Below are 12,075 nucleotides of genomic sequence, written 5' to 3'. Positions count from 1 at the left end.
AAAATAAGTATCTGATTATTGGGCAGGGTTTTGTTGGCAAGGCAGTTGCCCAGATGTTATCTCAGGCAGGGCATGATGTCACAGGGTTGGCACGCACCGCCAAGAGCTATGATGAGCCTGTACATTTTTGGCAAAGAGATGCTAGGACACTCGCCCAAGATGAGCTTGCTCCATTTAGTCATGTCGCCATTATTATCACGCCAAACCATGAGATGACCAATAGGGTACAAGCCTATCGTGAGAGTTATTTGGCGGTGTGTGAGCATATCGCAAGCCTTGATTTGCCAAATCTGCACCGCGTACTATTTGTCTCATCCACATCTGTATATGGCGAGAGCGGGGGCGAGTGGGTGGATATTGATACGATAGCATGTCCTGCCACAGATACAGCCAAGATACTGTTAAAATCTGAGCAGGTATTGCAAAAAGCCTTTGGTGAGCGATGCGTGATAGTTAGACCATCTGGTATTTATCATGGTGGCAGTACACGGATGAAAAGAATGGCTCAAACTGCCCACATAGATGGCGTGCCGCTCTCCCATTACACCAATCGCATTCATCGTGATGATTTGATACAAGTGATTTCTCAGGTATTAACTTTGCCTGCTTCTAAGTCTGTGTATTTGGTAAGTGATTGTGAGCCTGTCACCAGTCTTGAAGTGATAAGATTTTTGTGCCGAAACTACGGTTATCTCCCGCCAAAGGTCATTCATGCCACACCCACAGGTAAACGCATTCGGGGCAATGTGGATGATTGGCTTGTTTTTAAAAATTATCAGATGGGTTATGGGGTTGATTATTTATTTCACTCCCATTTAACATGGTAACTTATTGATTGCTGGGTGATTTTTTCTGAACCATGGGGGCGAATTAATTTACCTTTGATAAATCAATCACTTATATAAGGTTGAAAGTAGGTTTATGTACTAGGGCGTGCCGACCCTTTATAACACAATTTACATTTTAGAGTGTTTATAGGACATATCTGCCATTGATGATATTTTCACAAAATATGATGAAAATTTAACGCTTTTATCAATTTTTGCATGAAAAATGGCTATCCGATTACTTAATTTAAAAATTAAGAAAAATTTTAAAAATTTACCCAGTATAAGTGATCGGATTATTTTTCCTTGAAAAACGGGCGACTCCCCTGCTTTTTTAGACGAGCGTTTTTTATGGCAAATATCAAAGACAGGCACGCCCTACTTTGAATAAAAAAGGGGATGATATCATCCCCTTTGTGGTTTATTGTTCATCAATGAGTGTTGGCGGGCACTAAGCTCGTCGTCCCATCAGGATTTTGTATGCGGCGATAAACGATGCCACCATAAGAAATATGATCAGAGTGGCTTTGACTAACCGACCCCCGAGAGATGCTAAATGATGAGCTTGGGCTTTGGGATGGGTTTTGGTTATCTTGGCGAATGTGTATCACGCCCGTCTGATTGCCATAATTCACACTTTGTATGGGGCTGGACACGGGCTGATAGGTTGGGCTGACATTGCCAGCATTGCCCATGATGAGACGGTAGAATTTTTGTCCTGCACGTCCGTCAGCAGGCACGCCCATTTTACGTTGATATTCTCTGATGGCAATGCGAGTGTTGTCACCGATGATGCCATCAACATTACCGATATTGTAGCCGTTATTAATGAGTGCCTGCTGAATTTCTTTGGCTTCACGACGGCTGATGCCAGGGTCATCGGTTGGCCAAGGGGTGGCAAAATTAACATTGGTATCGTTATTTTCGATCAAAGTGGATAGATGGGCGATGGCAAGGGCATAGCTTTCGGATGCATTATAAGAATAGAACGTGTCAAAGTTCTTACCTACCAAGAAAGCCGGCCCTTGCCGCCCAGCAGGTAGCAGTAGCCCTGCTGATGTCATGTTGTTCGGTAGGGGGCGACCGTCAGGTAGGGTAATACCCATGTTTTGCCAGTGACTGATGGATTTTTTGTTGGTGCGACCACTTGACCCCGAGTAGCCGTTTAGCTTGACTTCATAACCCCAAGGCTCGCCACTGCGATATCCCCGTTTGGCAAGGAAGTTGGCGGTACTTGCCAAAGCATCCGCCTTAGAATTAACAAGGTCTTTACGTCCGTCATTGTCAAAGTCCACCGCCAATTCTAAAAAGGTGCTGGGCATGAACTGAGTCTGGCCAAATGCTCCTGCCCATGAGCCTGTCATGTCCTGTGGTCGGATGTCGCCGTTTTGGACGATGCGTAAGGCACTGGCGTATTCGCCACGGAAATATGATTGGCGACGGTCAAAGCAAGACAGCGTGGCAAGACTGGTAAATAATTCCTTTTTACCAAGGGTCTGTCCAAAATTACTCTCAACACCCCACACGCCAAGCACATGTGCGGGCTTGACCCCGTAGCGGTTTTCAATGCGTCTTAGTACGTCTGCCATCTCGTGTTTGGCATGCAGACCATCCGCCACACGTTCACTATCAACCAATGATGCGTGGTAATCCCACGGGTCTTTTTTAAATTCAGGCTGATAGTTGAGTGAGCGAATCACCGTTGGGTCAGGACTGCTGGGTCTGTAACGGTCAAAGGTGCTGGATAAGCCACGAAAATTATTGCTATTTCTTAGGGTGTTTAGGCATTGGTCAAAATGACTTTGGGATAGATTGGGCAGGTCGTTGGCATGCGCGGTGCCGATGGCAGTCAAGGCAATGATACCAAGTGCTAGGGGCTTAAAATAAGTCATGGGAGCATCCGATAAAGTTTGGGTTTAGAAACTATTTAAAAAACCAATTGAAAATAAAAATAACACGATATTGGTATATCATAGCTGATTTTGCCATGATAAAAAAGTGCTTTTTGGTAACTGGGACGTGTTTGTGTCTTTGATGGGGTATTTTGTGTTGAAAACATCGCCATTTTTACGACTTGCATTCGCAATGAAAAAAGAGAAAAATCGCACGTTTTTCAAGGATTTTGACTTCGAGCCACAATCCAACCACTTAACCGTGGAAATTTAAGATTTTTTACTTAACTTTTTAAATTGAATTAAGTGGTCGGATAGCCATTTTTCATGCAAAAATTAATGAAAGTGTTTAATCTTTATCGTATTTTGTAAAAATGTTATTAATGCTCAACACGCCCTAGAATGTCAGCTCCACTCCTAATGTGTAATTCCGTCCTGCGGCTGCATATCTGCTCGGGCTTAGGTTTTGATGACCGAGCAAATCACTTCCTTTGATTGATGATTGTCTGGCACTTTCCCATGTAGTGTAGCGATAGTCAAGTGCGTTGTTGATGCCTGCTCGCACGCTGATGTTTTTGTTGATGTGATAGTATCCTGCCAAATCCAGTGTTACCCATGACTTTGTGGTTAGGGCGGTGGTGGCTTTATCATAGCCATTGCCAAAACTTTGGCGATGAAAGGCAAGCTCATCGGGATTTTTGGCTTTTGAATAAATCCATGTGGCACTTGCACCCTATTTGTCATTGGGGTTGTCGTAGGACAATCCATAGACAAACCGACCCGGTTGCACTGCTTCTAGGGGGTAGGATTCTACCGTATGCCAGTCGCCGTCATTAAGATACAAGCGGTCAGCACGGATTTGATTGTACGAGCCAAATGCCACCAATCCTTCTGGGATTTTGTCATACACGGCATTTAAGTCCACCCGTCCACGCAAATTAAAGCCTTTTAAATCAGCATTTTGGGCGTTGTGATAGCCTGTTTGTTGGTTTTTTGGTAGGTTGCAGTTGGCGTTTGGGATGCACAATGTGCCTTTGGCAATAAGGTCTTGATAGCGACTTTTAAAGATACTGCCTTCTAAATCCCACACGCCATTATTAAAACGTATGCCCGCTTCGTGACTTAGTGATGTTTCGGGTTTTAGGTTTTGGATGAAGTGAAATTCGCCCCCACGTTCATTGCCGTCATTGCCGTCAAAGCCATATAATTCTTGAAAGCTGGGCACACGAAAGCCTGTGGACGATTTGGCAAGTAAGGTAATATTATCATTGATGTCATAGGTTGCCCCTACACCCCACGAGTGATTACGATAGGTGTTGTTTCGTACCGCCTTATCATCAGAGCGTACGTTACTATGGTCAAAACGCACCGAACCGCTCAACGCCAATTTGTCAAAATGAGCCACATAAGATGCACCGATAAAGGTGTTGGTCATGTCAATGGGCAGGCGAGTGCAGTTGGCTTTGTCAAAACACACGTCATCACGAAAAATCTTCACGCCCAAATCTTGATAAACGTCCACGCCATCTTCACGTCCAACGTGAGATGCCAAATGGCGTGCGTGTGTGTTGATATTGGTGCGATGGTAGGTGGCTTGGGTTTTGCTTATGCCTGTTGTTAGTTGAGAGCGGTGGTTGGCACCAAACGCTGACCATGCTTTATCAAGATTAACCATGCCATGCCATGCCCGCTCGCCATAATAAGCCGATTCGTTGATAGAAAACGACCCTGCTTTATCAGTACCAACTTCACAATTTTCATCCACGGTGGGATAGATGCTACACCCTTTTTTGGTGGAAGCGGTGTCTTGGTTGATTTTTTGATGAGTGATGCTGGTGCTGATTTTATCAAAAAACGGGGCGTTGGTATATTCATGCGACACGCCAAGCCGTTGTTTTTTATGAAATTCATCCAGCAATCTGATGCGTGTGTAACGCAAAGATGGCAATACTGTTTCACCTTTTTTGTGAATGCCTGTCAGCTCACTGGCGGATGTGTTCTCTTTTAGGTGTACGCCAGAACGCCCATAAGTGGATAAAAATGCCATGTTGGTATCACAACGACTTTTTTTATCCAATGGCAGATAGCTACAATAAGTCATATCACGACTGTCATAGCGTTGGCGAGTGTCTTCTAGGATGAGCCCAAAATGATGATGGTCGTTAGGCGTGTAGCTAAAATTACCCAAATACGAATCCGACTCATAATCCATAGGGTTGGGAAGCAGTCGCTCATAACCTGCATAGTCTTTTGCCAAGATGGTTTCGGTAATGTGTTGGCTGTTTTGGTATTGTGTGGTTTCGTCAGCGGACAAATCAGCAGGCGAGCGGTTGCCGAGCGTGAGTTTGTCAGATGTGGGCGAGAGCCGATACATGATACAGTCATCGCCCACACAGTCAGAAAAGCGGTAAGGATTGTAGAGTGTGTTTGGTGAACGCAGGTCGTATTTTTCTTCAAAAGAGCCAAGTCGGGTAAAGGTATGCGTGCCACGTCCTGCATCTTTGTGAGCGTGTACGCCTTCGCCTTTTCGTTTGGTGTATTGTAAAAGCCCGCTAAACGTGCCATCATCAAATGCCCCTGCCACCGTCTGAGCCAGTCGCTTGTCTTTGCTGGTGTAAGTGGTGTGGCTTTTGATGACGTGGTCTTGACCTGTTGGTATGATGTGGCTGGCTTTTTTGGTGGTAAATTCTACCGAGCCACCCAATGCCCCACTACCGACAAACGACCCATTACTGCCCTTAGCGATGTACACTGCATAGACGTTGGCAATCTCCACTTCATTCATAGAGCCTGTATTGCCCGAGTTGGTGGTTTCGTCCACATAGGATTGGGATTGAGCCACACCATCCACCGTTACGGCAACACGGTTTTTGTCCACACCATAAATAGCATAACCGCTACTGCCACCACGCCCTTGTTCTACCACGGATACGCCTGAGTCGTATTTGACCATGTCTCTGATGCCCATGACCTGCTCTTTTTTTAGGTCGTCGGCAGTCTTGGTAATACGAGATAAGCCACTGACATCCTTTTTAAAACGAGTAGGTTTCTTGGTAATGGTAATGACTTCATGTCCAAGGTCGACCGTGGGGGTGCTGGTTTGGGCAAAGCTAGTATGCCCAAGACAAATCAATGGCAGGGCATAACAAGCACGACAAATGCTCTGAGTTAATGGTTTGTGTTTAAAATCTTTCATAATGTCGCCCCTTTACTTTTTACTCGCCCCAAATACCATGCCCAATCGCACGTTTGGTTTGTCAAAATGTTCTGCTTTACCGTCATTGTTGTTGTGCCAAATCACACCGCCAATCTCTTTGCCGTTGTCGCCATAAAATCCGCCTTTGACGATGGCGTCATTGATGTGGATGGTTTCTTTTGCCCCCGTGCTAAAACGGTTAAAGGTAAAGCCTGCACTTTCGGTTTTTGCCGTGCCGTCAAACCCTGTGCCTGTGATGTTGGCATGAACGTCCAGCACGGGCTGTGTGCCTGTCAAAAGCCGTCCCGTTAAAGTCTTTTTGCCAAAATCTGCGGTAAAGTTGGCGGTATTATTATTGGCATCGTCTGAAAAGTAATGTTTGACAAATGGGCTGTCATCATAGGCGGCGTCCGTGTCTTTTCTTGGGCGAGTGCTGTCAATAAAGCCTGTTCAACGCCCCGCATAAGTCGCCTGACCTGCGGTAGGGATGGATGTTGAGCGAGTGCCTTGTACAAAATAGCGTGGCGTTGTCATTTCATCCACTTGAAACTGCCCAAATTTAACATGGCTAAAATCATCACAGCAGACATTAATGTAGCGACTGGATGTTTTGCCGTCAGGGGTTTGAGCGAGAACGAGTGTGCGAGTTGTGCCGTTTTGGGTGATTTTGATGGCTTTGGCGTTGGCAAGTACGTCATCGGTGGTTTTGGCGTTTAGATTGTACGCCTTGCCATTAACACGCAATACGCTGGGGTCGCCAAACCCTATGCCATTTTTTGGCATAACAAGACTGGATACTTGCCCACGCACAGTAGCTAGATACTCATGGCGAGCATTGGTGTAGGCTTCTTCTAGGGCGAGTAGCTCGTCATCATCCAACTCAAATTCGCTGTATTTTGTCAGTGTTTCATCAAAGTCTGTCGCTCCGTGACTAAATGCCTGCCAAAATACCCCCGATTGCACTTTGGCTTTGGCTAGCTAGCCATCGTCAAGGGCGGTTATCAAATCTTCGGGCAGATTTAGAGCGAGCGATTCGTTGTTGGCTAGGTCACTGTTTTTGATGATTTGGTCGTGCGTAGGGTCAAATTGGATGTTGTCGAATAGTGTGACGTGGTCTTTGGTGGCAGTGGTCTTTTTTGCCCCAAATACGCCCATCAGGTCGTTATTGTTGGTGATGAATTTACCGACAAGCTCGGCACCGTGTTCGCCATAAAACCCACCTTCCACCACGCCATCTGTGCCAAATAACGCCTTGTCAATACGAGTATCATTATGTGTGTAGCTAATGCCATAATGATTGATGGTGCGTGGGGTGTTTTGCACTTGGCTTTTTGCTGTGCCTGTAAAGCGGTTTTGGTTGATGTTGGCATTGATGTGATATAGAGGTGTGTAAGGCTGACGCATTTTGCCAATTTTTTGTTTTTTGACATCTTCTATGTCATCATCACGAATGTCAATTTTATGAGGTTTGCCATAGGGGTTTTCGTAGGCTAGTGTGCCCGTGAGTTTTTTGTCAGCAAAATCAACAGTAAAGTCGGCAATCATGTTATCGTAGCGGTTGGCACCATTAAGGGGTGACAAATCGGTGCGGGATGCATGTGTGGCACTGGCAAACTTGGCGTTACCTGTGGTATCGTTAAAATCAATCAAATCATGAAAATACTGACTGTTGTCCGCTTCGTGAATGTCTACATTGATGTTTTTGTCTTCTTCTGCTTTTTTGGCACGAGCATCGCTCATGTATGTCCAGTGCCCTTTATAATGAATTTGATTGGCGATGGGCAGACTGTTGGTGGGCTTATCGCCATGATAAAAGGTATAAACTTGGGGGATGGGTTTGCCATTGGGGGCAAGGTGGGTGCGGTGTATCAAATGCCCAAAGCGAACGTGCTGATAATCGCCATAGTTGGTCTGTGAAAGGGAAAATGTCTTTTTAGGGTTGATGACACTCAAATCTCCAAGACCTGTCAAACTTACGGCATCATTGTTGCTAAATAAACTGTGGTCTAGGTCAGGTTTATTACCCAGACTTTGTAACTCATGGATGTGTAGGGCTTTAATCTCATCATCATCGCTACGCACCGCTCCTTTCATTAGGTATCCTAAGGCAGGCTTGTGCAGGGTGTCAGTGGCTTCGTGGTGGATTGGGGTAGTAGGCGGGTGGGGACAGGTTTGGTTGGGCTGACTAAGGGTGTGGAAACGGAGGTCGTGCCAAAATCACCCCCTGTACAGCCTGACAACATGCCGATGAGTGCCAATGAGATGGCTTGGTATAAAGATGAGTGTCGAATGGTCATGCGTTGCTCCTATGAAAATTTTTACAATAAAACCACAAAGATTATACATTATATTGAATAATTATCAATAGTGTTTATATTCTTATTAGTTCTATTATTTAATTTATAAAATAAAATAGGAATGCTCCATTCTCAACTTTATATAAGTAATTGATTTATCAAAGGTAAATTGCAATTCATCTCTACAACTCCAAAAAATAGTTATTGAGCAATCAACGAGTTGCCATTTTAAGTTGAGAATGAAGCATGGGGGTAGAAGTGCGTGGAGACTTGGTGTGATTACACTCTACAAAATGAAAAAGTACTACGGTTCCGGTTCGTGGTGAGCCTGTCGAACCATAACGGAAACCGACCCTTCGACAAGTTTAGGGCGAACGGTTTCCGTAGTAAAATTCAATTTTATTAGCTGTAACTGCTGGATGGTCGCTCATTCTTCACAACCAATCACCCATAAAAACGTCGGAAATTTGAACGATTTTGGGTAAACTTTTGTGGTATAAATGTTATTGCCATGTCAAGGGTGAGGATTTTTACTTTATTTTCGCCTTATCATTGGTTTGACTTTTTATTCATGGAGTTTGATATGAACCATATTTATCGTGTTATTTTCAATACCGCACTTGGTGTGTGGCAGTGTGTCTCTGAGATTGCTCGTGCCAAGGGCAAATCTAAATCATCAAAAACAGCAAAAGCCCTGCTACTGGGGGCAAGCATGACGGTCGGTGGCATGGCATGGGCAGATGTCGCCATTGACAACAATCAAAACATCACAGGCAGTGTCTCGTATGGTGAGACGGTAAATATCGCATCGCAAGTCGATGGCAAAACGATTGTTAATGTTACGGGCAAGGATGCCATGTTGAGCATGGATGCTGGGAGCTTGCATGAAAATTGGATTGGGGTGGGTGAACGTGGACATGGCGTTCTAAATGTTGATGGCGGTCGTGTCAACTCATCTGATAGCGTGATTCTCGGTGTAAAACAAAAAACAGACAGCAATGCCTTTGTTGGCACAAAATACAGCCTAGGCGAAGTGAATCTAAAAAATGGCGGTCGGATTGATGTGACCAACAGCTTGATTGTCGCTGATGGCGGTAATGCCAACCTAAACATGCAAACAGGTGCTACCATCTATGCAGGGTCGGTTTCGATGGCTCATCTGGCAGACACAACTGCCAAAGTGGATATCATCGGCACAAAATTGGCAAGTGGCGACACCAAAACAGGCATCTACACCACTGGTAACTTGGTTTCAGGCGATGAAGGCAGGGCGGACATCACGGTTAGAGAAGATGGCACGATTGCTGCTGACATTATTTTGATTAACAAAGACAGCACCATCAATGCCATCCAAGGTGGCAATCTAAACGTGGGTAATATCGTCCGCTCAGGCAATGGCTCGGGGGCGACGCTATCTTTTGATGAAGGCGACATCAAAGCACATCGCCATGAAAGTGATTTTTTTGGGGATTTACATCATCGGACACCATTCGTGTAACTAACGGCTTGGAGTTTAATACGCAAAACTTTGATGTTACCATCAATCCCAATGCGGTCATCACGGGCAATTTTGGACGAGTTAATCTTGATAACTTAAAACAAAACAATCGCTCTTTGGGCGGGCTTGAAAAGACGGGCAAGGGTAAACTAACCATTGCCGAAAGCACCATTAAGAATGTCGGGGGCGATTTTGCCATCGGTGGTGGTACACTACAAATCAATGGCAATCACACCATGAAAGCAGGCGACTTGCTGGTGGTGGGTATCAACGACCGTAACGACTACGGCAAATTTCATGTCTCTGGCAATGCCAACATCAGCGAAGGTAAGCTAAATATGATAGCCGCAGATGTTGTCAAAGCACTCATTACCGGTACCAATCCTACTGCCGAGTACACCGATGTCGTCAAGGCGGGCAAGCTCATCGGGCAGTTCAAGGACTATGCCGTGCTTGACCGTCAAGGCAGTGCCATCACAACCACACTCACCCCTGTGTATGAAAACAACAGCGTCCATCTAAGAATGGGTAAAACTGATGACCCAACCCAGTACCCTGTCAATGGTGAAAATGGCACAGTCATTGATACCAAAGGGCAAACCATTAACCTAACTGACAGTGCCATCAAGCGGGGCGTGGATTATGTTACCATCACAAATGGCGGTACGGTCAATGTCAAGGCAGGCGACAAGCATTGGCGTGAAAGCCGTGTGGAGAGTGGCACATTGCGAGTGGATGGCGACTATAAGCTGGCAGGAGATAAACTGAGCATATCACTAAATAGCCTAAGCGACTATGGTAAATTACATGTCAATGGCAAAGTGGATGTCCGTGATGCTGACCTTGATGTGGCGGCCAGCGATGTGGTGCGTGCCTTAATCACAAGCAAAGACCCATCAGCATCATGGAGAGATGTCATCAAAGGGACAAGTCGTGTTGGTGAGCTATCTGCGGTGAATTTGCTTGATAAAAATCACAATAAAATGACAACGCACAACCTAGTGGCGGATTACTCTGACTCTACGGCAGTGCACCTAAAAGTAGAAGGAGCAAGCACGCCCAGCACGCCCCCGACCAATCCTGTTGTCCCACCTGTTGCTCCGCCTGTAAACCCAACCCCGCCTGCGAATCCGCCTGTGACAAGCGTGGGGACATTTGCCGAAGCGACCAAGCATACAAATCAGACATCATCGCTTGCCATCGCATTGGCACTGGACAAGATCTTAGCAAGTGGCAATGGCTTGGGAACAGCCTTGGACATGCATATCCAAGACCTGCACATCCAAAATGACAGTCAAGCCCTAACCGAGCTTGTCCAGAGCCTACAACCTGCTATGAACGCCCAAGCTACCCATGTGGTCAGCGAACAACAAAATATCGCCACACAAGCGGTGATAGACCGTGTCTTTGGGGCGAGACTGGACACCACGCAAGGCTCGGATAACGACCATCGTCCGTTTAGACGTGGCGATGACGTGGGCAGTCAAGTGTGGGTACAAGGCTTGGGCATCAAGCACAAGATGGATGCCAAAAATTCATTTGCAGGCTATGATGGCAACTCGTATGGTCTGATTGTGGGTGCAGACAGTTTGGTGGGTGATGGTCTAAGACTGGGGGCGGCGTTGTCCTACTCAGACAGTGATGTTGATTCTGTAGGCACTGTTAATCATCAGAGCCTAAAATCGGACAACATCCAAGCCTTTATCTATGGCGACTACGTTGCAACGGATGAGACGCATTATAATGGCTTTGTTAGCTATGGGCGTAGCGATGTCAAAACCGAGCGACGACTGTCATTGGCGGGGATTTCTGACATTGCCAAAGGGGAGTATGATGCCAATATTTTGCAGGCAGGTGTTGGTATTGACCATCGTATTGGCTCGCATGACAAACACGTCTCGCCCTATGCCCAGCTTCGCTACACTCGCATCAAAAATGACGGATACACCGAACAAGGCGGACTGGCTCAGCTCAATTTTGTCGTGGATAAGCAAACTTATGACAGCCTAAAAGCGACGCTGGGGGTGCATTTTGCCCAACCGCTGTCTGAACGCCTGGGTGTGGTTGGACACTTGGCAGGACATGTTGAAAATGCCGATGACTTGGCGGTTAATACCAGCTTTGCGACCATGCCAAGCGTGTCCTTTACCGAGACAGGCAGGCAGAAAAAGAAATTCTCTGTTGGCACGGGCATGGGATTGCGTTATCAGATGGGCATGAACACAGAAATTACAGGCCAGTATGCAGGCGAGTTCCGTAGCGGTGCCAAAGACCATGGTGCGGTTGTGATGGTCAAGTGGAAATATTGATTTGACTGCTAAGTTAGGCATAAAAATCAAAACATAAAATCGGACACATTTGTCCG

The 12,075-nt window shown here is 45.9% G+C and carries 10 protein-coding genes; 3 read left to right on the top strand and 7 right to left on the bottom strand.

Annotated features, from left to right (window positions below):
• On the top strand, nucleotides 1–827 hold an 827-nt coding region (locus IM753_RS02460; RefSeq protein ID WP_194092545.1), incomplete at its 5' end, for an NAD-dependent epimerase/dehydratase family protein.
• A gap of 431 nt (nucleotides 828–1,258) precedes the next feature.
• On the opposite strand, the gene IM753_RS02455 is transcribed toward IM753_RS02460, so the two are convergent.
• The 7 genes from IM753_RS02455 to IM753_RS02425 all read right to left on the bottom strand — a co-directional run bounded on the left by IM753_RS02455 (nucleotide 1,259) and on the right by IM753_RS02425 (nucleotide 8,212).
• Entirely contained in the window at nucleotides 1,259–2,719 is a 1,461-nt protein-coding gene (locus tag IM753_RS02455) for a lytic murein transglycosylase (RefSeq protein ID WP_194108576.1), read from the bottom strand.
• Nucleotides 2,720–3,116: 397 nt separating this feature from the next.
• Complete coding sequence (locus tag IM753_RS13430; protein WP_370582811.1) at nucleotides 3,117–3,320, bottom strand: hypothetical protein; 204 nt, start codon at nucleotides 3,318–3,320, stop codon at nucleotides 3,117–3,119.
• Between the two features lie 132 nt (nucleotides 3,321–3,452).
• Nucleotides 3,453–5,915: a lactoferrin/transferrin family TonB-dependent receptor gene (locus tag IM753_RS02445; RefSeq protein ID WP_194108575.1), complete on the bottom strand. Its 2,463-nt coding sequence runs from the start codon at nucleotides 5,913–5,915 to the stop codon at nucleotides 3,453–3,455.
• Between the two features lie 12 nt (nucleotides 5,916–5,927).
• Entirely contained in the window at nucleotides 5,928–6,356 is a 429-nt protein-coding gene (locus IM753_RS02440; RefSeq protein ID WP_083108279.1) for a transferrin-binding protein-like solute binding protein, read from the bottom strand.
• Between the two features lie 9 nt (nucleotides 6,357–6,365).
• A complete protein-coding gene (locus tag IM753_RS02435; protein ID WP_062500046.1) occupies nucleotides 6,366–6,878 on the bottom strand; it encodes a transferrin-binding protein-like solute binding protein in 513 nt (170 codons plus the stop codon).
• A gap of 15 nt (nucleotides 6,879–6,893) precedes the next feature.
• Nucleotides 6,894–8,009 (bottom strand): transferrin-binding protein-like solute binding protein, encoded by a 1,116-nt coding sequence (locus IM753_RS02430; protein WP_194108574.1) that lies wholly within the window; start codon nucleotides 8,007–8,009, stop codon nucleotides 6,894–6,896.
• An 8-nt stretch (nucleotides 8,010–8,017) separates the two neighbouring features.
• Nucleotides 8,018–8,212, bottom strand: a complete 195-nt coding sequence (locus IM753_RS02425; RefSeq protein WP_143821879.1) for a hypothetical protein — start codon at nucleotides 8,210–8,212, stop codon at nucleotides 8,018–8,020.
• Between the two features lie 583 nt (nucleotides 8,213–8,795).
• On the opposite strand from IM753_RS02425, the gene IM753_RS02420 reads away from it, so the two are divergent.
• Both IM753_RS02420 and IM753_RS02415 read left to right on the top strand, forming a co-directional pair.
• Entirely contained in the window at nucleotides 8,796–9,710 is a 915-nt protein-coding gene (locus IM753_RS02420) for an ESPR domain-containing protein (protein WP_194108573.1), read from the top strand.
• A gap of 8 nt (nucleotides 9,711–9,718) precedes the next feature.
• Nucleotides 9,719–12,019, top strand: coding sequence for an autotransporter outer membrane beta-barrel domain-containing protein (locus IM753_RS02415; RefSeq protein ID WP_194108572.1), 2,301 nt, complete (start codon nucleotides 9,719–9,721; stop codon nucleotides 12,017–12,019).
• Nucleotides 12,020–12,075 lie beyond the last annotated feature (56 nt).

This window comes from Moraxella sp. K127, assembly GCF_015223095.1.
Lineage (GTDB): Bacteria > Pseudomonadota > Gammaproteobacteria > Pseudomonadales > Moraxellaceae > Moraxella.
The sequence above is the reverse complement of the archived record's forward strand: the minus strand, read 5'-3'. Positions and strand labels throughout refer to the sequence as shown.

Excerpts from the sequence above, each read along its gene's own strand:
- IM753_RS02455 (WP_194108576.1), bottom strand. The coding sequence starts at position 2,719 with ATGACTTATTTTAAGCCCCTAGCACTTGGTATCATTGCCTTGACTGCC.
- IM753_RS02445 (WP_194108575.1), bottom strand. The coding sequence starts at position 5,915 with ATGAAAGATTTTAAACACAAACCATTAACTCAGAGCATTTGTCGTGCT.
- IM753_RS02430 (WP_194108574.1), bottom strand. The coding sequence starts at position 8,009 with ATGAAAGGAGCGGTGCGTAGCGATGATGATGAGATTAAAGCCCTACAC.
- IM753_RS02425 (WP_143821879.1), bottom strand. The coding sequence starts at position 8,212 with ATGACCATTCGACACTCATCTTTATACCAAGCCATCTCATTGGCACTC.
- IM753_RS02420 (WP_194108573.1), top strand. The coding sequence starts at position 8,796 with ATGAACCATATTTATCGTGTTATTTTCAATACCGCACTTGGTGTGTGG.